Source organism: Prosthecobacter sp. (genome assembly GCF_049294395.1).
Classification (GTDB): Bacteria; Verrucomicrobiota; Verrucomicrobiia; order Verrucomicrobiales; family Verrucomicrobiaceae; genus Prosthecobacter.
The window spans coordinates 20,200-42,495 of the sequence record NZ_JBAQCR010000392.1 but is presented as its reverse complement, the minus strand read 5'-3'; the positions used below and the strand labels follow the sequence as shown (position 1 = coordinate 42,495).

Annotated in this window: 20 protein-coding genes; 10 read left to right on the top strand and 10 right to left on the bottom strand. The window is 59.0% G+C overall.

The features are described from left to right. Window positions 1-8: 8 nt before the first annotated feature. The 3 genes from WAW39_RS26415 to WAW39_RS26405 all read left to right on the top strand — a co-directional run bounded on the left by WAW39_RS26415 (window position 9) and on the right by WAW39_RS26405 (window position 4,234). The gene (locus WAW39_RS26415) at window positions 9-701 is read left to right on the top strand and encodes a Fe2+-dependent dioxygenase (protein WP_422322155.1); all 693 of its coding nucleotides are present in this window, start codon (window positions 9-11) and stop codon (window positions 699-701) included. 2 nt (window positions 702-703) lie between these two features. Further along, the gene (locus tag WAW39_RS26410) at window positions 704-1,879 is read left to right on the top strand and encodes a PepSY-associated TM helix domain-containing protein (protein ID WP_422322154.1); all 1,176 of its coding nucleotides are present in this window, start codon (window positions 704-706) and stop codon (window positions 1,877-1,879) included. A 201-nt stretch (window positions 1,880-2,080) separates the two neighbouring features. Continuing rightward, window positions 2,081-4,234, top strand: coding sequence for a TonB-dependent receptor family protein (locus WAW39_RS26405; protein WP_422322153.1), 2,154 nt, complete (start codon window positions 2,081-2,083; stop codon window positions 4,232-4,234). A gap of 75 nt (window positions 4,235-4,309) precedes the next feature. On the opposite strand, the gene WAW39_RS26400 is transcribed toward WAW39_RS26405, so the two are convergent. Both WAW39_RS26400 and WAW39_RS26395 read right to left on the bottom strand, forming a co-directional pair. Continuing rightward, window positions 4,310-6,643 (bottom strand): WD40 repeat domain-containing protein, encoded by a 2,334-nt coding sequence (locus WAW39_RS26400; protein ID WP_422322152.1) that lies wholly within the window; start codon window positions 6,641-6,643, stop codon window positions 4,310-4,312. Window positions 6,644-6,703: 60 nt separating this feature from the next. Continuing rightward, window positions 6,704-8,182, bottom strand: coding sequence for a sialate O-acetylesterase (locus WAW39_RS26395; protein WP_422322151.1), 1,479 nt, complete (start codon window positions 8,180-8,182; stop codon window positions 6,704-6,706). A 58-nt stretch (window positions 8,183-8,240) separates the two neighbouring features. Between WAW39_RS26395 and WAW39_RS26390 the strand changes: the two genes are divergently transcribed. Beyond that, window positions 8,241-9,038 carry a hypothetical protein gene (locus tag WAW39_RS26390; protein ID WP_422322150.1) on the top strand — a complete coding sequence of 266 codons (798 nt, stop codon included), beginning with the start codon at window positions 8,241-8,243 and terminating at the stop codon, window positions 9,036-9,038. Here WAW39_RS26390 and WAW39_RS26385 read toward each other — a convergent pair whose 3' ends face one another. Continuing rightward, window positions 9,039-9,929 (bottom strand): polysaccharide pyruvyl transferase family protein, encoded by an 891-nt coding sequence (locus WAW39_RS26385; protein WP_422322149.1) that lies wholly within the window; start codon window positions 9,927-9,929, stop codon window positions 9,039-9,041. It abuts the gene before it with no gap. 140 nt (window positions 9,930-10,069) lie between these two features. On the opposite strand from WAW39_RS26385, the gene WAW39_RS26380 reads away from it, so the two are divergent. From WAW39_RS26380 to WAW39_RS26370, 3 genes are read left to right on the top strand one after another with little or no spacing between them, the layout of a single operon-like run. Continuing rightward, window positions 10,070-10,588, top strand: a complete 519-nt coding sequence (locus WAW39_RS26380) for a hypothetical protein (RefSeq protein ID WP_422322148.1) — start codon at window positions 10,070-10,072, stop codon at window positions 10,586-10,588. Between the two features lie 42 nt (window positions 10,589-10,630). Then, the gene (locus WAW39_RS26375) at window positions 10,631-11,005 is read left to right on the top strand and encodes an ArsR/SmtB family transcription factor (RefSeq protein WP_422322147.1); all 375 of its coding nucleotides are present in this window, start codon (window positions 10,631-10,633) and stop codon (window positions 11,003-11,005) included. Continuing rightward, entirely contained in the window at window positions 11,002-11,484 is a 483-nt protein-coding gene (locus tag WAW39_RS26370; protein WP_422322146.1) for an SRPBCC family protein, read from the top strand. The genes WAW39_RS26375 and WAW39_RS26370 overlap by 4 nt, the downstream gene beginning before the upstream one ends. Here WAW39_RS26370 and WAW39_RS26365 read toward each other — a convergent pair. The 4 genes from WAW39_RS26365 to rseP all read right to left on the bottom strand — a co-directional run bounded on the left by WAW39_RS26365 (window position 11,468) and on the right by rseP (window position 17,560). Then, window positions 11,468-12,952 (bottom strand): glycosyltransferase family 4 protein, encoded by a 1,485-nt coding sequence (locus WAW39_RS26365; protein WP_422322145.1) that lies wholly within the window; start codon window positions 12,950-12,952, stop codon window positions 11,468-11,470. The two genes, WAW39_RS26370 and WAW39_RS26365, sit on opposite strands and share 17 nt — an antisense overlap. 244 nt (window positions 12,953-13,196) lie before the next feature. Continuing rightward, window positions 13,197-14,786: a serine/threonine-protein kinase gene (locus tag WAW39_RS26360; RefSeq protein ID WP_422322144.1), complete on the bottom strand. Its 1,590-nt coding sequence runs from the start codon at window positions 14,784-14,786 to the stop codon at window positions 13,197-13,199. Between the two features lie 77 nt (window positions 14,787-14,863). Continuing rightward, complete coding sequence (locus WAW39_RS26355; protein WP_422322143.1) at window positions 14,864-16,033, bottom strand: glycosyltransferase family 4 protein; 1,170 nt, start codon at window positions 16,031-16,033, stop codon at window positions 14,864-14,866. 12 nt (window positions 16,034-16,045) lie between these two features. Next, window positions 16,046-17,560, bottom strand: coding sequence for an RIP metalloprotease RseP (gene rseP, locus WAW39_RS26350; protein WP_422322142.1), 1,515 nt, complete (start codon window positions 17,558-17,560; stop codon window positions 16,046-16,048). A 178-nt stretch (window positions 17,561-17,738) separates the two neighbouring features. Here rseP and WAW39_RS26345 point away from each other — a divergent pair, with 178 nt between their 5' ends. Continuing rightward, on the top strand, window positions 17,739-18,512 hold the full coding sequence (locus WAW39_RS26345) for a DUF3313 family protein (RefSeq protein WP_422322141.1): 774 nt from the start codon (window positions 17,739-17,741) through the stop codon (window positions 18,510-18,512). Between the two features lie 141 nt (window positions 18,513-18,653). Further along, a complete protein-coding gene (locus tag WAW39_RS26340) occupies window positions 18,654-19,115 on the top strand; it encodes a hypothetical protein (RefSeq protein WP_422322140.1) in 462 nt (153 codons plus the stop codon). Window positions 19,116-19,169: 54 nt separating this feature from the next. Here the strand turns inward: WAW39_RS26340 and WAW39_RS26335 are convergent, their stop codons facing one another. The 3 genes from WAW39_RS26335 to WAW39_RS26325 form a co-directional block, all read right to left on the bottom strand. Then, a complete protein-coding gene (locus WAW39_RS26335) occupies window positions 19,170-19,631 on the bottom strand; it encodes a RidA family protein (RefSeq protein ID WP_422322139.1) in 462 nt (153 codons plus the stop codon). 23 nt (window positions 19,632-19,654) lie between these two features. Continuing rightward, complete coding sequence (gene pgsA / locus WAW39_RS26330) at window positions 19,655-20,254, bottom strand: CDP-diacylglycerol--glycerol-3-phosphate 3-phosphatidyltransferase (protein WP_422322138.1); 600 nt, start codon at window positions 20,252-20,254, stop codon at window positions 19,655-19,657. A gap of 128 nt (window positions 20,255-20,382) precedes the next feature. Beyond that, the gene (locus WAW39_RS26325; RefSeq protein WP_422322137.1) at window positions 20,383-21,246 is read right to left on the bottom strand and encodes an alpha/beta hydrolase; all 864 of its coding nucleotides are present in this window, start codon (window positions 21,244-21,246) and stop codon (window positions 20,383-20,385) included. A gap of 96 nt (window positions 21,247-21,342) precedes the next feature. Between WAW39_RS26325 and WAW39_RS26320 the strand changes: the two genes are divergently transcribed. Further along, window positions 21,343-22,293: a phosphatidate cytidylyltransferase gene (locus WAW39_RS26320; RefSeq protein ID WP_422322136.1), complete on the top strand. Its 951-nt coding sequence runs from the start codon at window positions 21,343-21,345 to the stop codon at window positions 22,291-22,293. The last annotated feature ends 3 nt before the right edge of the window (window positions 22,294-22,296 follow it).

The following is a 22,296-nucleotide window of genomic DNA, read 5'->3' as shown; positions in this document are numbered from 1 at the left end:
TTCCCGTCATGCTCATCGCAATTCCCGATGTTCTCACCGCTGAGCAGGTTGCTCATGCGCGCCAGCTCCTGGACTCCACCGAATGGGTGGATGGCAAAGGCACCGCTGGTTACCAATCCGCCAAGGCCAAGGACAACATGCAGCTCCCGGAGGACAGCCCCGCTGCGCGTGAGCTCGGAGAGATGATCCTCACCGCTCTGGCTAAAAATCCGCTCTTCCACGCCGCCGCACTGCCTCAGCGGATTTTCCCGCCGTTGTTCAACCGCTACTCCGGAGGCCAGTCCTTCGGCACGCATGTGGACAACGCCATCCGCCAGCATCCCACCATGCCCATCCGCATCCGCACGGACCTCAGCGCCACGCTGTTCTTCGCCGGCCCGGAAGAGTATGACGGCGGGGAGCTTTGCATCGAGGACACCTACGGTGTACAGCGTGTGAAGCTCCCCCCCGGCCACATGGTTCTCTACCCCTCCACCAGCCTGCACCACGTCACCCCGGTGACACGCGGCGCCCGCATCTGCTCCTTCTTCTGGCTGCAAAGCATGATCCGTGACAACGGCCAGCGATCACTCCTCTTTGACCTCGATCTCGCCATCCAGCGTCTGGGCCGCGACCTCAAAAACAATCCCGTGGCTGAACAGACCGGCGTGCAGCTCACCGGCGTCTATCATAATCTCCTGCGCCAGTGGGCGGAAATGTAACCGTGAAGCCCACCTTTCTTCGCCTCATTTTCTGGGGTCATCTCATCGCAGGTCTCGTCGCCGGTGTGGTCATTCTCTCCATGGCCGTCACCGGCCTCATGATTTCATACGAGGCCCAGCTCATCGACTGGGCCAATCGAGATTTGCGCGTCGCCCCGCCTGCCGCAGGTGTCTCACATCTCGACATCGAAACGCTGCTGGCCAAGGTTCACGAAACCAAGCCCGATTTGAATCCCAGCGGCATCACCTGGAAAGCAGACCCTGCCATGCCCGTGACGCTGTCCGTCGGAAAAGAGGGCATCTACTTCGCCAATCCCTACAACGGCGAATTTCTCGGCGAGGGCCACCGCGCCTGGCATGACTTCTTCCACGCCGCCACCGAGTGGCACCGCTTCCTCACCGGTTCTGGCCTTCCCAAAGAAGTGGGCAAGGCCATCACCGGCGCAGGTTGTTTGATCTTCAGCCTGCTGCTGCTCTCCGGTATCTACCTCTGGTGGCCGCGCCACTGGCGCTGGGCCAACGTGCGCGCGGTCATCCTCTTCAATCCCAAGCTCAGAGACCGCGCGCGCAACTGGAACTGGCATAACGTCTTCGGCTTTTGGAGCGCGCTCCCTCAGCTCTGCATCATCCTCACCGGCCTCATCATGTCCTACGGCTGGGCGAACAACCTGCTCTTCACCCTCACCGGCAGCGAGCCACCACCTCCACGCGAACGCCCGGCAGGCGGTCCTGGCGGCAAACGCGAAGGCGGCGGACCCGCAGCCCCATCCCCTTCCCTCACCGGACTCGAACCACTCCTCGCCCAGGCACGCCAGCAAATCCCCGGCTGGTCCACCCTCAGCCTGCGCATGCCTCAGAAACCCAGCGCCCCTTTTCCCCTCATGGTAGATCGTGGTGGCCGCGGCCAGGTCCATCTCCGCACCATGCTGAATCTCGATGTGGCTCAGGCCAAAGTGCTGCCCAGCCCGGACGATCTGCAGCACCAAAATCTCGGACGCCGCCTGCGCATGTACGCCCGTTTCCTCCACACCGGCGAGCTCTTCGGCCTCATCGGTCAGACCGTCGCCGCCTTGTGCACCTTGGCCACCATGATCCTCATCTGGACCGGCTTCGCCCTCGCCTTTCGTCGCTTCTTCCCCAAACGCGGCCACGTCGCCGCATCGGAGACAGCTTCCTAGTTTGGTCCTTGTTAGGTTGGATCAAGTCCCTGCGGGGTGCGGAAGTGGTGTTCCGCCGCCGCAGGGACATTCCCCTCGCATGAAGCGCAAGAAATGGTTGCCACTTTGCAATTGCGACTCAGTCGCACAAAAAACTTGCGCGTATAGTCATCCAACTCACTATCGCAGTCTGCTGCGACAGAATCTCAAGACCGACCTTTGATGAAGCCCATTGCCCCTTCCCATTTCCCCCGCACCGCTGGTACCTCACTTGCTGCCGTTGCCCTCCTTTTCCTTGCCATAGCTTCCCATGCTCGGTCCCAAAGCGTTCGCAATCCGGCAAGCAAACCGAGTTCAGACATCGTCACCGAACTGCCAAACATCGTTATCACGGCAGACGCTCAAGAAGAACCTCAGGTCAAAATTCCCTACCTGCCGCCCGTCGAAGGCACCAAGATTTATGCAGGCAAGAAAGCGAGTTCCTTGAACATCCAGGCACTCCCTGAGGTGCAGGCCAACAACTACAGCCAGGCCTTTGCCATGACGCCCGGCCTGATCACTGCTGAAGAAAGCACTCCGCTGGTAAGCCTTGGCTATCGTGGGATCGGCTCGCCAGATCGCGCCCAGTATTTCATGATGCTGCAGGATGGCATCCCCATCGCCGCAGACCCTCAAGGCTACCCCGAGTCCTACTGGACCCCGCCGCTGGAGTCCACCCATCGCATCGACTTCGTCCGTGGCGGCGCCTCGCTGCTCTACGGCCCGCAGCCGGCCGGTGCCATGAACTACGTCTCATCCATGCCTCGCACGGACCGCCTCTTTGGCATGCAGACCAAGCACATTTTTGGCAGCAACGACCTCTACTCCACCTTCACCTCCATCGATGGCAGCGCTGGCAAATGGAGCTGGTACGGCTGGTTCAACCACCGCTCCGGCACCGGGTTCCGCAAAGCCAACAGCGACTTCAACGTCGATGGCGGCCGCTTGAAACTCATCTACCAGCAGGCCACCGACACACGCTGGATTTTTTCCCTCGATGCTGGCTCTGACCGCCATGGCGACCCCGGTGGACTGACCGCCTCGGCCTATAACGCCGACCGCAATCAAACCGTGCGCACCACCGACCGCTTCCGCCTGAGCCGCGTCGTCGCCAGCGCAGAGCTCCAGCACAAGTTTTCCAGCCAGACCGAGCTCAGCGTGAAAACCTGGGCCGGTGCCTATGACCGCTGGAGCAATCGTCAGACAGGCGGCTTTGGCACCGTCACCGCCCCTACTACGGCCATCCAGCACCAGCAGTTCTACAACTGGGGTGTCGAGCCCCGCATCCGCCACGATTATGAGCTCTGGGGCGGCAATCACTCCCTCGCCGCAGGCATGCAGTTCTACATGTGCCGCTCTCCGCGCAAGGACGCCACCGGAGCCTATCCCACGGACAACATCGGCACCGTCAACACCGTCGCTGCCCGTGATGTGATCTACGGCTCCGTCTTCCTCGAAAACAAGTTCACCTTCGGCCGCCTCACCGTCACGCCCGGTTTCCGCATGGAGATGGTCAATCAAGACATCACCGTCAGGAACATCGGTGTCACCACCACGCAGCGGGATGCCAGCAAGTTCGACAAGCAGCCGCTCTTTGGCCTCGGCCTCTCCTACGATCTCGGCAACCAGACCGCCGTCTATGCCAACATCTCCCAGAGCTACCGTGCCACCACCTTCGGCCAGTCGCTCATCCCCGCCGCAGGTGGTACGGCCAGCGATGTCGCCCCATCCCAGGGCTGGAGCTACGAACTCGGCCTCCGTGGCAATCCCAAACCCTGGTTCACCTATGACACCTCCTTCTTCCTCGTTGATCTCGATGACAAGATCGGCACCGCCGGCCTGAACATCCAAAGCGTCGGCCGCAGCATCAACTACGGCTGGGAAGGCGCCGCACAGTTCGATGTCATCGGCGGGCTCGATGCGCTCAACGGCACTCATCGTGGCGAATACCTCGGTGCCCTCAATCTCTACGGCAACATCTCCGTGCTCGAAGCCCGTCTCTCCGGCGGCGTCAACAACGGCGGCACCCCGCAGTACGCTCCGCCCTACATCATCCGCACCGGTGCCATCTACAAACGCAAGAGCGGCCTGAAGATCGCCTTCCTCGGCACCTTGATGGCCCGCCACAATGGCACCGACAACGCCGACGGCCGTTTCGACATTCCCGCCTACACCACCTGGGATCTCACCGCCGAAGTCCCCCTCGGAAAAAACTTCTCCGTCATGGCCGGCCTCAACAACGTCTTCGACAAGCACTACTACTCCCTCGTCAACAGCAGCGGCATCATCCCCGCCTATGGCCGCAACTTCTACGTCGGCGGCAGCTTGAAATTTTGATCTGAATTAGGTTGGATCAAGTCCCTGCGGGGCGCGGAAGTGGTGTTCCGCGTCCCGGCAGGGAAAAAGTGGTCTCTACTTCAGGCGCCAGCACTCGATGCGGCTCCGGTCAGCCCTTCCTGACGGCCGGCTTGCATGCTGGACCATGATGAAAAGAAAACGTCCGTCACGGGACGGCACCACTGTCTCCATCCAGTTGCCCGTGTATTTGATGCCAAAGCGGGAAGTTCCATCCATGGAGTAAACACCCAGGCCGTTTGGCTCCGCGTTGGCAAAGAAGCACTGCGAGTCCGCGGTAAAACCAACCGGTCCAGACTGCATACGTCTGCCACGAAACATCGACTGCATGCGCTTCGTGATGACATCCCACAGGATGACACGATCATCCTCCGCCACAGAAATGAGCTTGGTGGAGTCCGGCGAAAAAGCGTACTTGCTCGGGTAGGACGCATGTCCCACGAACTCCGTGACCAGCTCCCCCTCTTTGGCGGAATCGAGGAGCTGGATGGTTTTGAACTCTTCATCCACCAGCGCTATCCACTTCGCATCGGGTGAGAGTTTTGTCGTTCTCCTGCGGTTTGACTGAAGCTCCTTCGTCCACAAGGTTTTGAATGTGATCTGATCCATCCGAACGAACCGTTCCTGATTGCTCTCGCCTTCAAACAATCCAAACGGCTTGTCAGCGGCAAGTTGAAAACTGAACTGCGGCTCCACCGACTGCCAGGATTCTTTTCCGCTCGCCACATCCCAGACATGGATCTGACCCATCGAGCTTGGAGCATGAAACAGCAACTGGGTGCCATCAGGGTTGAAAAACACGTTCAAGTACTCGCCTGACTGGGCAATGCGATGCTTCTCCTTTCCACTCCCCGCATCCAGCACACGCACACCTCCGCCTTCGTCACTCATGCCCACGGCAAGCAACGAACCGTTGGGGTGGATCACCATGCTGTGTGCCAGCCCATCCAGTTCCACAGACCATTCAGGCTTATCCAGATATTTTTCCGGCCGCTTGAGTTCCTGGATCGCGAAAGAGCCGATCTTGAAATAGGCTCTCAGCAAACCACGAACTTCGTCTGCCCTCTCGTCGTTCCAGGAGCGCTCAATGGAAAAGTCTGGAGTGATCTTTTTCAGCAGCGACGCCAAGTGGGTCACATCCTCGGGCCTCAGACGATCAAGCTCCGGATCACTTGCCAGCAGCCTGATGAGTTCCTTTCCTGCACGTGGTCGGCGCTGTTCCAGCCTGGTGAGAAACACCGTCTGCGGCGTCGATCCGCGGGCGCCATTTGACTCCGTGTAAAACCATCTGGCCACTGTGGCCAGGTCCGTTTCATCCCCAAGATCTGCCAAAGCTGCCATCACCTCGGCACGCTCCCAGCCCCCGTATTTACTGGCGTGATACTGCATGGCCTCATCTTTCACCTGTCTGGCCCGCCCCGGATCAGCATCCATGGCAGCCGTGTAGTGTTTCAAGGCCGTCAGGTCTTTGGCATTCTCAGGTGAGAAAAAATATTTGGCATAGGTTATGATGAACCTTCTGCCTTGTCTGGGGTCATCAATGGCTGGCTCCTTCAGCCCCGCTCTGCGACCCGTCTGCAAAAACTCCAGCAGTGCCGCAGCTCCAAGTCCACGCACCGCACGGATCATCTCCTCCTCCGTGGCATACCAGTCCTGCCACTGCCCGGTGGACATTAAGACGCCATCGGCCATGTAGAGCATCAGCCAGGCACGAGTTTTGGGCGGCAGCTTCTCCGCCTGGCTCCAGAATTGTTTCAGGGCAGGCTTGGCCTCTTCCTGCGGCGGTGAATATCCCATGGAGGCCCGCTTGTGTAAAAAACCATGCCAGCCTAGCCAGTCCATGTTCGACTGCCTCTGCTCCCACCACGTCTCCGCATTGGGCTGAAACGCCTTTGGGGCATCATTCGGATCCCGGAAATCGCAGCCCACCATCTGCAGGCATGTGCGCGCCACATCTGCCACTGTCTGCGGGATCGTTACCATCTCGGGGCCAATGAGGTCTCCACTATGGCCGAAAGGAAGGGTCGGGGTGAAATCATTCGCCAGCCTGATGCACACCGGCACAAAGTCAGGCTTCTCCTGGGCTACGAGCGCCAGAACCGCCAGACAGCGTATTGCTGCATCTCCCTGCTCTGCGAGCCTGACCAGTTCGGCGCTCTCGAGCTCGGCTGAGCAAAGCCCCTGAAGAGTATCCCATGCGGCACGGATCTTTTTCACCCGCTCGTAACCCATTGGCTGCCGATTGTAGAGAAAATCCGCGGTCGAGATGAACGGCAGTTCTTTCTTGAGGGCCGTCAGCCGGTCCTCGGTCTCAGACGCGAGGGCCGGAGTCGTCCAGAGGGCAGCCCACAGAATGATCCTTCTCCAGTCATAAGCAGAAACTCGTTTCATGATGAAAACGAGTATGCCCTCCCATCAAAAGGACTGTCAATCCTATCTCACCAAGGCACATCACTTCCGAAATGGCGAAGCCGGAATGCCCGCACCGTTGAAGAGCGAGGCCACGGGATTGTCCTTCCACGCATACCGCACCTGCTTCGGGTCGGCGACGGCCTTGGATGAGACGACAACCGTCTCGCCCTCGATCTTCGCCTCAGCCGCATGCCACTGTCCATCCACTCCGGCGATTTCAAACTCACCAAGCTCACCTTTCGCGTTCAACCCCTTGGCATGCGTGAAAGTGATCACAAATGCGCCGCCCTTGACCGTGGCTTGGTCAATCAGCGGCCCGGAAGTGTCAGCCACATCCTTGTGATACACCGAACCCAGCGCCCACTGCGCGAGGCGGCGGCCCACTTCCTGTTTGTTGGCAGGATGAATGTTTTTCGCCTCGCCAATGTCGAGCGTGATGGCCATGCCGCTGTTCGGAATGGTGCTCAGCGCGTTGAGCATCTGCTCGCGCACAATCGGCCAGCCGTCACCAACGCGAGTAAAATTCGGCAGCTGCACCCAGGCAAAAGGAAACTCATCGTTCCAGCGTGTGCGCCAGTCCTTGGCGAGCAGTGTGAGCTGTGCCTGGTAGAACGGTGGCTTGGGCCCGTTCGTATTGGCCTCCCCCTGATACCAGATGGCACCACGAATCGCATAAGGGATGAGCGGCGAAATCTTGCCGTTGAACAGGCCTCCCACATTCCCTTTGCGCTTGCGGGTTTCGATCGGATCACGCGGCTTGCGCGGCGCGGGTTTTCCCTCCGCCTTCGCCAGCTTCACCTCTTCGGCCCATTTGGCCACCTGACGCTCGTAAACAGCCTTCACCTTGGCTTCATCAAAGGCTGCATCGTCCTGCTTCAGCGCCTCAAAGAAGGGCTTCAGTTCCGCGCTCGCCTGCTGGGCCTCAGGGCTGATCCAAGACTCGATCGGCGTACCACCCACGGAGGAATTGATGAGCCCCACCGGCTGCTTGAGCACGTCATAGACATTGCGGCCAAAGAAATACGCCGTGGCGGAAAAACGCCCCACCGTCTCAGGAGAGCAAATCACCCAGGTGCCTTTGCCCTGTGACTGCGCCGTGGCGGCAGCCGCGCTGCCTTCGGTAAACATCCGGATCAGCGGCACATTCGCGGCCTCTTGGCTGGCCGGGTAATCTTTGGCGCTCTGTACAGCCATCGCCATGTTGGACTGCCCCGATCCGAGCCAGACTTCGCCGACCAGCACGTCATTGATCGTCTTGTCACCTATCGTCAGCGTCTGCGGCTCAGCCGAGGCGGTTAAGGCATCGAGCTTGAGCGACCACTGGCCGCTCGCGTCCGCCTTGGCCGTTTTCTTTTGACCCGCGATGGCCACGCTGACTTCCGATTTCGCATCCGCAGTGCCCCAGACAGGCACCGGCTTGCCGCTTTGCAGCACCATGTGATCGGAGAAAATCGCGGGCAGCGTGACGGCGGCCTGAGCGGACAAGGAAAGAAGAAGGAATGAGGCGAGTATCTTCATGGCAGGTTGGGATGAGACGAGCCTTGTCAACGTCAGGACCCGCACCATTGCTTCACAAATGTCTGCCGCCCTTTTTGCCGCCGGCCTCGGCGATGTGATCCGTGTTTGCTATCAGAATGCCAGCTACCGCGTGCTGAGCGAGACCACACAGCCGGTTCCCGTGATCATGGCCTCTCACAATCCGTTTTCGATCGAGATCTTTCGCCATCATCGCAATGCGAAGAATTTCATCCTCTACGATCTCGCGCACAAATATGTGGAGTTCTTCAACGCCGGCCTGCGCGGTGTGGACATCAGCCGGGAGCTGTGCGCCTTTGCCGGTGTGGACTATGCGCAGCTCATCCGCGGCCCTGCAAACGGCCATGTCCCCGTGTTTGACGCACCGGACAACATTCCTTCAGACGGACACATTGTGTTCCAGCCCTTCGCAGGTGTGACGGAGCGCTCCCTGCCTCCTGATTTGATCGAAAAGACTCTGCAAGTGCTCAGGAAACTGCCGTGCCGGGTGTTCATCGTGACGCGCAGTTATCCCCGTTCCGGCGGCGGCAAGCTTGTCCACAACGCAGAAGACGGGCGGGCTTTTGCAGGCGGCAATGTAACCGTTCTCGAAAACCTCTCCACACCTGCGACTCTTAACCTCGTGAAAAGCTGCCGCGCCTATGTGGGCAGCTGGTCCAGCCTGCAGCAGGCCGCTTGGTTTGAGCACAAGCCCGTTGCCGTGTTTTACCCAGCGGACCATGTCGATGTGAGAAAGAAGACGGACTACGCCTTCGGCATGGATCGCGAAAACACACTGGGCCGTGAATTCCCGCAGGCGGATGCAGCTGAGCTGGCGGCCTTTCTGCAGCGCTGTTGATCACCTCTCGATGAAACGCCGCAACACCTCAAAGTGACCGGCGGCGGATGCGGTCGGAGCGGCATAATCTTCCTGCCGCAATTTGTACGGCACCTCCGTGGGTGTGATGAATGGCACGCGGCTTGTTCTCGAAAAAATCATGCCATGATAACGTCCTGTGATGACGAACCGTGAGGAGGCGATGCACCGATACGCTGCCTCAGGGTCTGCTGCGTTGATGGTCTTCGAATCGGGGAAACGCTGCGCCGCTTCCTCCAGCATCCAGCCATCATCCACCAGCGCGCCCATGCGCAGCCATGACACCGGAACACCGCTGGCCGCAAACTGGCGCAGGTAGTGGTTGATGAGCGCATTGCGCGGATTGACCAGGCCGGCGGGTACAATCGTCACACCTTCTGCAAGGCCCTGCTGCAGCACACCTGCCGGATGATAAAGATACGCCGCATCTGGGAAGAAAACAGCGTCGGCTCTGCCGCTGATCTCCCGTGCGATGCGGACACACTCGGGTGAGCGCAGAGTAATGAAGGCTGCCTGCTGCAAATACGGCACCCATGGCTTCAGTGACCGGGCATAGGCGGAATCACGTTGCACTTCAAACTGAAATCCACAGGACAGAATGCCCCAGGGAATGCCGCGCTCGATAGCCGCATGGATGTAAAACCGCATGCACCGGAAATGGGGCGACTCCCCCTCTTCGGGTTCCGCTCCGGCATTGTGCAGCACCCCGCCTCCGCCTATCACGATCATATCCAGATCGTCTGGCAGGCTGGATGGGAGGTCTGAATTGTAGAACACCAGTTCATGCTCGGGCAGCTGTTGCGCAAAGACGAGTGGATAGGTGTCGTCACCGATGTTGCCGTACCCTGATGCTCCGACGAAAGCGATTTTCATGCACCGTCATGCTACCACAGAATGGGATGAGAAGGACAGTCCATGGATGAGCAAAATCGGGAAAAACACAGCGTGCAAAATTTCACTTGAATCATTTAACCATTTGGTTAACTATTCAGCCGGTTACAAACCATACTCCTATGAAAACAAATCTGCTTCTTATCACTCTGTCCCTCCTCTCCCTGGTGCTCACCACCTCTGCAGGCGAACCGCCCAAGCCCTACACCGGCTCCGCCGAATTTGAAAAACTCAAAACACTGGCCGGCACCTGGCAGGCCAAAGTGGACATGGGCCAGGGCCCCATGACCGTGACGACCCAGTACCGCGTCATCTCCGGCGGCAGCGCGCTGGAAGAGCGCATGTTTCCCGACACCCCCAAGGAAATGGTCACCCTCTACCATGAAAAGGATGGCAAGGTCGTGCTGACCCATTACTGCATGCTGTGCAACCGGCCCAGCATGACGCTGGTGAAGACCGATGACAAATCCCTCACCTTCGACCTGGCCAAGGACAGTGAAATCAAAGTGGAAACGGAGAAACACATGCACTCCGCCGTCATCACCTTCGTGGATTTGAATCATGTGACACAGAACTGGACGTTGTTCGACAACGGCAAAGCCCAGGAGGACCATTCATTCCAGTTTGAGCGCGTGAAGTAAGCCCGCTTGCCAGCGCGCCACGCAGCATCCACTCGTTTCTCCATGAGACGCGCCCCCCAGCCCCTGCTCCTTGATCTCGTATTCGCCGCACTCTCCGATGCCACACGGCGGGGGCTGCTGACACGCCTGATCGAGGGAGAGGCCACGGTAGGGGCGCTCGCAGAGCCCTTGCAGATGTCCCTCCCGGCCGTCTCCAAGCATCTGCGCGTGTTGGAGGATGCAGGACTGCTCAAGCGCCGGATCGAAGGACGCACCCATTACATCACCGCCAATCCCAAACCCCTCCGCGAAGCAGTGAACTGGATCGAACGCCACCGCCAGATGTGGGAAGGCAGTTTCGACAGACTCGCCGCCCTCGTGGAGCAGGCCCCACCAGAGCCACCCGCCCAAGAACAGACCAAACCTAAAAAGTCATGACCACTCTCGTCGCCGAACAAACCCTCAATCTCACCCGTCGCTTCAAAGCACCGCGCGAGCGCGTCTTTGCCGCCTTCTCCAGCGCCGAAGCCATCCAGCAATGGTTTGGCTGCGGACCTCCCCACATCATCGAATGCAGCGCCGACTTCCGCGTCGGCGGCAGCTACCGCACCAGTTCGTACAATCCGGAAACCTCCAAAGCCGTTGTTGCCGTGGGTGTTTACCGTGAGATCACACCGCCCTCGAAGATCGTCTACACCTGGAAATGGGAGAACGATGAAGACTGGGCAGACTGCGAGTCACTCGTCACCTTTGAGTTCAAGGCCGTTGGCGATGAAACCGAACTGCATCTCACCCAGACCGGATTCCCCAGCGACGACAGCTGCCAGAAGCACACCTACGGCTGGAATGGCTGCCTCGACAAACTGGCGGCCCTGCTCGCTGGAACTCCTCAGCCTGCTTTCAAGCATTGCTGCTGAACAGCCGGGATCGAGCATCCTGCCGCCGCTTCGCCTGGCACGGAGCGGTGGCCAGCAGCTCCTGAAATTGCCGCGCCACAGTCTCCCAGCGGAAGGCCTCACCACGCACGTGCACCAGTCCTTCTGCGGCAAGACGGCTGCGCGCATCTCGGTTTTCATGGAGCGACTGCAACGCAGCCACGAAGGGTGCCTCATCGACCAAGGAGCCGGTCGTGTTGATCTCAGGATGAATAAGCGTGCGTGAACACGGAATTTTAATCGCAGGTCTGGCCCACTCCCCCAGGGCAGAAGATTTGGGCACGATTTGCGGAATGCCGCAGGCCATGCCTTCCATCGTGGTCAGCCCCCAGCCTTCCCCCAGCGTGGTGGTCATCTGCACATCGAGACAGTTATAGACGAGCCTCAACCTGTGTACGTCCTGCAAATCCCGGATGTCTTCGGCACCGGTGAGGATCAGACGGTCAGCGACACCGCAGTAGGCGGCCACTCTGCGCAGATCCCAGCCCGTGTCTTTTTGAGCGCAGTGCAGGAGCAGATAAGCGTCGGCGATGTTGTGCTGTTTGATCCAGGCGGCGAAAATCTGAATCGTGAGATCGAGCCGTTTGCGCGGCTGGTTGCGATTGACGTTGCCCACGATGAATGCGTCCGGCGATACATCGAGCCGCAGCGTCTGCCGTGCCGCAGCACGATCCCCTGGCCTGAATATTTCTGTATCGATGCCATGCGGAATGATCTGACGCTGGCCGGTGAAACCTGCGTCGCAGGCAGCACGGTGGCCAAACCTCGTGTACCACACCGCCGAGTGCAGCCGGTTGATCTCCGCCATGGCCGCAGGGTCTAGGTGACCGCCATCCACGGGCATGTAACCGATGACCGGTACTCCGGCGGGCGCGATCCTGGCAAACTGCGCCACGTTCCACCAGTCGCTGTTGATGATGACGGCAGCGGGATCAAACTCGGCGCAAAGATCCTGGAAACGGTTCATCCCCCACATGTCACCTCCCTGCTGCGCAGGCATGATGCGATAAGGCAGATCATGGTCCCCACCATCATAATTCACGCCAGAGACCACGATCTCCCAGTCATGCCGCAAATGATTCAGAATCGCATGAGTCACAGTGGCAAAGCCGGTGGGCACCAAGGCATCTCCGATCCAGAGCAGCCGCGGCTTGGTTCGCCGGGCCGTGAAAGAATGACGCGACACTCCGGCAACCGCCGCGCGACCGCTGTCACCGGAGTTGAAGGTCAGACCGCTGGCCATCACCGGCATCACAGTCCCCCCCGCTCCACCAGCTTCGGTTTTCCGCTTCGTTGTTTGAGAATACACGGCAGGCTTCCGCTGCGAGAGCTTCGTCCCAGTGGCCGGTAAAGTTTTGGATTTCACTGCCTTTCGCCTTCTGTTTTTCGAGGTCGAGGTGTTGGTGGCTTTGGCGGCCAGTTTTGCCATCGGTTGCTTTTGAGTGATCATGATGAGTCTCTTGAAATGTCATCTCTGCCTTTCAGCGCCTGCATTTTCCGAAATCATGCCCTGCTTGAGAAGCGCACTGTACGATTTCGCCAGTGGCAGCAGCGCATCATTTGGAAACGAGGGAGCCAGCGGTCTCCGGGCGACTTCGTTTCCATAAAGGCAATCAGGGTGTTTTTCTCCTTTTTGCAAGACTTCCGGGCAAAAAATCCGCAAAATAGTATTTATTCATCACAAGAAGAAGCCTCTACTTGTCGTCGTGAACTCCGCAGTCAGGCAGCAGGGCTCGGAGCTGTTCCAGCACGGCACCCTCGAGCGGCGGGATCCCCCCGATGCGCAGCAGCCGCAGCTGCCGGCAGGCAGCAATGTAGGGTATGGCCGCGGCAGTCACCGCTGGACTGGACATCAAATCAAGACTCGTCAGCGTAGGCATGGAAACCAGGCTCTTGAGCGCATCCGTCGGCACTGCCAGCCCATGCAGGTTAAGGTTGGAGACCGTTCCGGCGTCTCGAATCCGGGCCACGAGTTCATCATAAACAGCCACGTCCGTCACCGGCACCACCAGAAAAGAGACACGCCAGACGGTGAATGCGCCTGATGGCAGGTCTGCCAGCTCATCCAGATCGGCAGAGCCTCCCATCGCTTTCTCGGAACTGGCGGGGGTCTGCACATTCACCACGCCGCCATGCTCTACGACGAAACGCGCGAGCGCCATCTGCTGCGGGTTCACGTCAGGAGATAACGGCCGCCCCGCCTCAGCGGCTTTCGGATTCGCCTCGGATGCCGCCAGCAGACCCGATTGCCATGCCACGGCAAACCCGCCCCCAAGCAGCAGCAGCGCCGCAGCTACCCAAGGCAGCCAGCGCCTGCCAGCCCCGTCATCCTGCCGTATTTTGAGCGTCACTGCGCCGGTGGGAACAGCCTCCTCTTTTTTTCCCGCCGGTGCGGTGAGGCTTGGAGACTGTCTGCGAAAATTTTTCCAATTGTCGCTGTTCTTGAAGAGCTTTTCCAGCACCTGCGTCATGTCACGCACATGCTGGTAACGTTTCTCGGGATTGTTTTGCATCGCCTTGCTGACGACAGCATCGATGCCCTTGTCCGCACCAGAACGAATCGAGGGCGGCTCCCACACCCCCTTCGGAACATGCCCGGTGAAGAGCTCATAGATCATCACTCCCAGCGAATAGATGTCCGCCCGGTGGTCGATATCCCTGCTCTGATCGAGCGCCTCGGGCGCGATATAATCAGGCGTCCCAATAGTCATGCCTGTGGCCGTGTAATCGACTGACTGCGGACCAATGACCTTGGCCAGGCCAAAATCGGCGACCTTCACATTGCCACGCTCATCGACGAGAATGTTGGCTGGCTTGATGTCACGATGCACAATTCCGTGTTCATGGGCAAACTGCAGCGCCTCGCAAACCTGGGTGATGATTTTGAGGATCTGTCTCGGCTCAGGTGGATCACGCTTGAGCAGCTGCTGCAAATCCATGCCGGAAACAAACTCCATGACGTAGTACATCTGGCCGTCGGGGGTTTCACCAAAGTCGTAAACGGCGATGATGTGCGGGTGATTTAGCAACGCGAGCGCATGCGCCTCCCGTTTGAAGCGCTCGGCAAAGCTCTCCTTGTTTCGATGCACCTGCGGCAGCAGTTTCACCGCCACCGTGCGGTTGAGGCTCTTCTGCACCGCCTTGTAAACCGCGCCCATGCCGCCCCTCTCGATAAACTGAAGAAACTTGTAGCCCGGAATCAATGCATCCAGCTCCTCCGTCGATGGCGGAGTAAAGGGCTCGAAATGAACGGCATCCCCCCCATGTTCATTCACCTGGTTCATTCCGATGAATTAAGAACAACGAGGCGCTTTAGCAAGACCCTAGACAACGCAGGGCAAAATAATCACTAGAAACCACCTCACGCCGCCTGGTATGCCGCCAGCAACTGCCCCACGCTCCGCTTCCAGTTCAGCTCCTGGGTCAGCCGTGCATGACCGGCGGCTCCCAACGTTTGACGCCGGGGCTCGTCGTCGAGGAGAGTGAGGATGGCATCGCCCAGCTTTTCAGCCGAGTTTTCCATGACGTACACCGCGCTCTCACCCGCTGAGAACCGGCCTTCCACGGTGCCAAACATGACCATCGGTTTGGCGAAGGCCATGTATTCCAGCACCTTGTTCATGGTGCAGTGGTCGTTGTAGGCGTTGATGGGGTCGCAGGCGACGCCGAGGTCCATGGTACGTAAAGCACGGCATAGAAACTCGTCGCTGACCCGTCCGGGCATGCTGAGGTAATCCTGCAAGCCAAGCAGGTCACGCAATGCGACCAGATCCGCATGCTCCGCGCCGGAACCCATCAGCAGAAACTGCACATCGGTGCGCCGGCGGGTTTTGACGATGTGATCCGCGGCGCGCACGAGGTAGTCCACGCCATCCGCATTGCCCATGACGCCTATGTATCCCACCAGGTACCGTCTCCCGGCACGCAGTGATTCATCCGGCTGCGCATCGGTGTGCATGCGGCTCGGCGCTGTGCGCACCACAAAGGCGCGATCCTCACGCAGCTTCCCACGCTGTTTCACCGCTCTCAGGACGCTCTGATTCGTGGCGATCACCACATCCGCCAGTGCAAGCGTGCACCGCTCGGCAATGCGCACTGCCCAATACATCAGCCCACGCCTGCCAAATTTCGCCTCAAACATCTCCGGCCACAGATCATGCACATCAAAGATGACTTTCACGCCACCAAACAGTTTGAACGGCAGCGCCACGAGGAACAGCAGATCCGGCGGATTGCAGAGGTGGATGACATCAAAACCACCGCGCCGCCAGGCTTTGACCGCGCAGGTCAATTCACCCCAAAGTGCGGACGCATACTCAGCGATGAATCCACCCAGCGATCCTGCCTCCCCACTGATCCAGTGCCGGTAGATTTGGATGCCTTCCAGCACTTCCTCCGGCTGCGTGTAGCCGCGCATCTGCGGGCAGATGACCGTAACCTCATGCCCCGCATCACGCAGGGCGCAGGCCTCCTGCCACACGCGCCTGTCGAAGGGAACGGGAAGGTTCTCAACGAGGATGAGGACGCGCATGAGCGGCGGAAATTACGCGCCTGCGGCGCCACGCTGCTCTTTGGAGAGCCACTCGATTTTCAAGACCTTGCCCTCTTTGGCTCCACCGCCAAAGAAATCCCCCGTGTCCTTGAGGGTGACAAAAATGATGAAGCCAAAGAGCATCAGCGCACACGCAGTTTGCACGTACTCCAGAATCCTGCCCTGCGGCGGCTTGCGGCGGATCGCCTCAGCAGCAGCCATGGTGATGTGCCCGCCATCCAGCACCGGGAAGGGCATCATGTTGAGGATCGCCAGGTTGATGTTGAACACCACGCTGAACCAAAGAACCAGGCGCCAGCCGTCCGGGTGCTGGAACAGCTTGTAATACAGACGGCCCACTCCCACCGGGCCGCTCATGTGCGCAGGGCTGAGATCAGACTTCGGTGAAACCAGTTTGGACACCAGATTGCCCATGTGCCGCACGGCATCGCTGATCTGCTCCCACGGTGTGATGACGCTGGGCGTACGCTTGCCTTCCACATCCCAGGCCACGCCGATCATGGGGTATTCCTGATGATCATCCGTGACCTCCTTGAGATTGTTCTTGTCCGGGATGCGCGGCAGGATGGGGATTTGGATGACCTTGCCCGCACGTTCGATGTCCAGCATGATGGTCTTGCCCGCCGTGGCTTTGATGTAATCGCCCAGATCCCCCATGCTGCGCAGTTGTCTGCCATCAGCACGCAGCACCAGGTCATCTGGTTTGATGCCCGCTTCTTCCGCCGGACTGTTTTTAGCAACACCCCCGACCATGGGCGTCATCTGGCCTTCAAGGCCGATGGAACGCAGTTCGGGCCGTTTGAAGATCGAGCGCCACCAAGAAACCGGCTCCGCCTTTTTTTCGCTGTTGGGCCAGGCCTTGGGATCCACATTGAACTTCATCACTCCCTGTCCAGGACGCTCCACCTCGAAGGCGATCGTGTCACCTTCGCTGGCCACCACGCCCCAGCGCACACTGTCCACCAGTCCTTCGAAGCGCTTCACGGGCTGACCATCCACCTGAAGGACCTTGTCCCCCGGAAGAATGCCCGCTTTTTGAGCCGGACTGTCTTTGGCCACATAGCCGACGATCGAGGTGGTGTGGGATTCGCTCTCCGGCTTGCCCACAACCCAGACGGCCACGGCAAACAGACAGGCAAGCATGAAACTGAACAGCGGACCCGCAAAAGCCACGATGGCCTTGTCCAGCGGCGTGATCGCCGGCAGCCCTTCCTGGTTCACCTCACCTTCGAGCCCGCCCATCGGGGCCATCTGCGGCAGCGCCACAAAACCGCCCGCAGGAATGCTGCCGAGGCCGTACTCCACGCCATTGATGGTCTTTTTCCAGAGCGGCTTGCCAAACCAGATGTAGAACTTTTCAACCTTCAGCCCGCGCCAGCGTGCCGCCAGGAAATGGCCCCACTCGTGAACCACGATCATGAGATTGAACACGAGGATCACCTCCAAAATGAGGATGATGAATCGGAGGATTTCACCGAAGGAACCGAGAGAGGAAAGCCATGCCATAAAGTTGGAAGGAAAAGATCAGGCGGAGCGCGGCGGAATTGCCGGAGCACTGCATGACTGGGCAGGAAAGCTACCACCCCCCCATGACGGGTGCAAATGTTGCGGGGAAGTTTGTGTTGAGCCTAAAACATGAAATATTTGCCATCAGCCATTCTCAAACGTATCCCCATTTCGTCCCATGATGCTGATCCGCGCCACTCTCTTTCTGCTTGTTCCCTGGATGATGATCTCCTGCCGTACCGCCAAAAGCGTGGTGGCCGCCGTCGATGTCAAACCCACCGGTTTCCTCCCCCATGCCAGTGAACTAAAGGAAAACCGTAAACGGTCGCCTTTCATCGGCAACTGGTGGACCACCGACAAAAAAGTTCTGGCCGCTGCGGAAAAGGTGAAGTCGGTCTACATCGCCCCCGTGGTCTCCGATGAATTGCGGCCCATGCTGCAAAAGTTCACTCAGGTGGAGTTCAGCAAGAAGCGGCGCGACAAAAAAATGAAGGGCCTGCTCACCTACGCTCACGATAAATTTGTCAGCGCCTTCAAGGCCAACAAAAAATCGCGCTTCGCCATCGTGGATGCTCCTTCCAAGGATGCCATGACCCTGAAGCTGTCCATCATCGAGTGGGAACCCAACACCTACTCAGGACTGGTGGTGCGGGAAGCCGTGGACCTCGTGACTCTGCCCATGGTCGGTGGCAGCTTGCTTGGAAAACCTTCGCGCGGCACCATTGCCATTCAAGGCGTCCTGACCGAGCCCAAGACCGGCAAGTCCGTCTTCGAGTTTGCCGACAAAGAAGAGGCCAAGACCTTGTTCTTCTTCTTTCCCCAGGAACTGTTTCCGACCGGTCAGGCCAAGTTCGCCATTCGTGAATGGGCTCGGCAGTTTGAAAAGATCATGAGCTCACCGCCCGACAAGCAGATCAGAGACAGCATGCCCTTCCAGATCATTGGCTTCTAAGATCGCTGAAGTTTCCCAAGCGGTTCGCTCATAAAATTCAGAACCACTCTATTCGGGCGGAATTATACCCCTGTCGCGTAGTCGTTTACTCATTGCCAAGAGGGCGGAATTGGTGCGCTAATCCTGCGCACTCCCTTCACCATGAAAAAGCCGCTCCTTCATTCTCTCGTGATTCTGCTCGTCGGTCTTTCACTGACCCTCACTGCCTGCCAGTATCCCTACGCCTACAATGGCTCAGGCCCGTATCGCGGCACCTTCACGCCCTACCAAACCACAGGGCGTGGCCCGCTGGGCGATCTCGCAGCCAGCACCCTTGGCTCCAATCGGGACCACTACTATTATGTGATTCGCGGCGCAAACGCCGGGACACGCTGCTACTCCGCCCGTCCCTATTACACGGGCATCTACAGCCGCCCGGCGGCCTACCCGGTCTCATATCAGCTGCACCCCTACTACTCGAACGGCATCTACAGCAGCCCGTATTACAACCGCAGCCCGGCGTACGGCAGCAGCTTCACCAACCGCCCATGGGGTGGTGGCTACGGCTTTGGCCAGCCCTTCAGCTGGGGCAGCGGCCTGGGCCTCGGCTCACGCTGGTTCTGAGCCCCGTTTCAGTTCGCTCTGAGCAGCCTGCGCTGTTGGCCAGCGCAGGTTTTTTTATTGCAGCTCAAAGATGCCCTCGATCTCGACGGCGATGTTCCCCGGCAGCGAACCCATGCCCACCGCGCTGCGTGCGCCGATGCCGCATTCCTCGCCCCAAACCTGGCCAAACAATTCGCTGCAGCCGTTGATGACCTTCGGATGATCTCCGAAGTCTGACGTGCAGTTCACCATGCCGAGCAGTTTCACCACGCGCTTCACGCGGTCCAGGCTGCCCAGTTCGCTTTTCAAGGTGGCCAGCAAGGCGAGGCCAGTCTGCTTCGCCGCAGCCTTGCCCGCTTCCAGATCAAGATCCGCACCGACCCGGCCGGTGAGATACTTCCCATCGCCAAGATACGGCCCATGACCAGAGACGTAGGCGATGTTTCCGACGATCACGACCGGATTGTAAACACCCCCGCGCGGCGGTGCGGTAGGAAGTGTGAGACCGAGGGTGGTGAGTTGTTGTTCTGCGTTCATGGCTGTGAGTTCAAAAAGAAGCATCAAGCATCGTCAAACAGATGACGATTCTTCCAAAAGTAGCTGAAACCAGACACCAGCGTCAGCAGGCTCGTCAAAGAGATGAGGGCCAAAGCCACCATTCGCTCGACATCCGGACTTGCCGTGAAAGCCGGGTGAGTGAAGCCAAAGATCGGCTCGAGCGATGCCTGCCTCATCATGAAATAAATCACCGTCAGGATCTGCCACAGCATCTTGTGTTTCCCCAGTTTTTCCGCAGACAGCACCGCCCCCTGCCCCGCCGCCACCAGCCGGATTCCGGTCACGAAAAACTCACGCGCCAGGATCACGATGGTGATCCAAGCCGGCATCCGCGTCGCTTCGGGAAAGTTCTTGTCGGAGCTCAGCAGGATAAAGGCTGCGGCGATGAGGATCTTGTCCGCCAGCGGGTCAAACAGCTTGCCAAAATTCGTCACAATGCCGCGCGCGCGCGCGATCTTCCCGTCAAAGTAGTCAGTGGCCGAGGCAATCCCGAAGATGATCAGTGCCAGCGAAATGGTGTTCGCCCAGGGGATATAAAAACACACCACAAACACACCCGTCAGGATCAGGCGTGAGAGAGTGAGTTTGTTCGGCAGGTTCATGCGGTGGTTGGTCTCTCTGTCTAGCGATGGAATCCCCCCGCTGTCAATGGCTGTCCTGCAACGAAAGAACATTGCTCAATGCCACTGGGCGCTGTCCAGATCAAGGGTTCCGATACTGCGCATCAAACTCACTGTTCCGCAGGCTTTTGCAGCGTGGGCTCTCCCTTCAACCACCCCAGCGAGGCAAGGAACTTGTCGGCCGCCATCAGTGTCTCGTAGTAAAACTGCATCTTGCCGCCCTTGCCGGGATTGAAGAAGCCGTGCCCCTGCCCCTCGTAAAAGATCGCTTCACAGCGCACCCCCGCCTTTTCCATGTTCGCCTTGAAACGCTCAACCACCGCCACAGGGATCAGCTTGTCCTGCGTGCCGAGGAAGATGATCGCCGGCGGATCATCAGCACTGATGTTGTGCGCCGGAGAAAACTCTTTGAAGCGTTCACCCACTCGGGCGTAGCCCCAGCCCTGATCCGGGCCGTTGTCGAACACAGGATTGAACAGCACCAGCGCATTGGCCCTCGGGGAAATTTTCACATCGTCCTGCGGATCATCCAGCCCCTCCACCATGCCCACAAACGCCGCCAGATGCCCGCCCGCGCTGCCACCTCCGGCACCAATGCGCTTCGGATCAATCCCCAGCTCTCCCGCGTGGCCACGCACCCAGCGCATCGCTGACTTTGCATCATGCACACAATCGATGGGCGGCCCGTTGTCGCCCTTCGCAATCAACCGGTACTCCACCTGGATGCACACCATGCCACGCGTGGCCAGATACTCGCTGTGCTGGGTGAACTGAGTCGGCCCGCCGCCCACCCAGCCACCACCATGGAAAAACACCATCGCGGGACGTTGATCGCTGCTTTTCCAGTCCGGCGGATTGACGATGCTGAGCTTCAACTCACGATCACCCGCCTTCTTATAGGTGTGCGTGATCGGTTCTCCGGCAGACACTGTGAGAGCCAGGAAAAACAGGAACAAAAAGGAACGAGACAGCATAAATGGATCTGAACGCGCTGGTTCATGCCCGCTAAAACGCGGCCTGTGAATGCAGTTTGCAAAATAAACGGAATGGCGGTCAATCTCACCTCAGGCATGAATTTCACTTCCGACCCTGCACTGCTCTATCTCCTCGGCGGCACTCTGGGAGTACTCGTCCTCGCTTCGGTCATCGGCTGGGTGCTGGCAAAACGAGCGGCAACCGACACCGCCAAGATCACCGTGGCAAACCTAAACGCACGCACCAAGGCCTGGTGGACCATGGTCGCCGTTTTTGCCGGCGCGCTCGCGGTGGGGCCCGTTGGCACAGCCGTGATGTTTTTCTTCAGCTCCTTCATGGCGCTGCGCGAGTTCATCACCCTCACGCCAACGAAGCCCGCAGATCACCGGACGCTCTTCTGGGTCTTCTTCATCATCACCCCGCTGCACTACTACTTTCTGGCAACCCAGTGGTACATCATGTTTCTCATTCTGATCCCGGTTTATGCCTTCCTGTTTGTACCCATGCGCTCCGCACTGGCAGGCGACTGCGAGAACTTCCTCGAACGCACCGCCAAAATTCAATGGGGGCTCATGATCTGCGTGTATTGCATCAGCTACGCCCCAGCCATCCTTTGGCTGGATCTTCCTGACTGGCCACACCAGCGGGCCAAGCTGCTTTTCTGGTTTATCACCGTCGTCGAAATGAGCGATGTGATGCAATACGTGTGGGGCAAAATCTGCGGCAAACACAAGATCGCCCCCACCGTCAGCCCCAGCAAAACGTGGGAAGGTTTCCTCGGCGGCGGACTGACGACCGTGGGCCTCGGTGCCGCCCTGTGGTGGGCCACGCCTTTCTCACCACTGCAAGCGGCAGGCATGGCGGCCCTGGTCGTACTCATGGGCTTCGTCGGCGGGCTCGTGATGTCAGCCATCAAGCGTGATCGAGGTGTGAAGGACTGGGGCGGGGCCATCGCTGGCCATGGCGGTTTTATGGACCGGCTGGACTCACTGGCCTTCGCCGCACCGGTGTTTTTCCATGCGACGGGCTATTTCTTTGGCCGCTGAAGC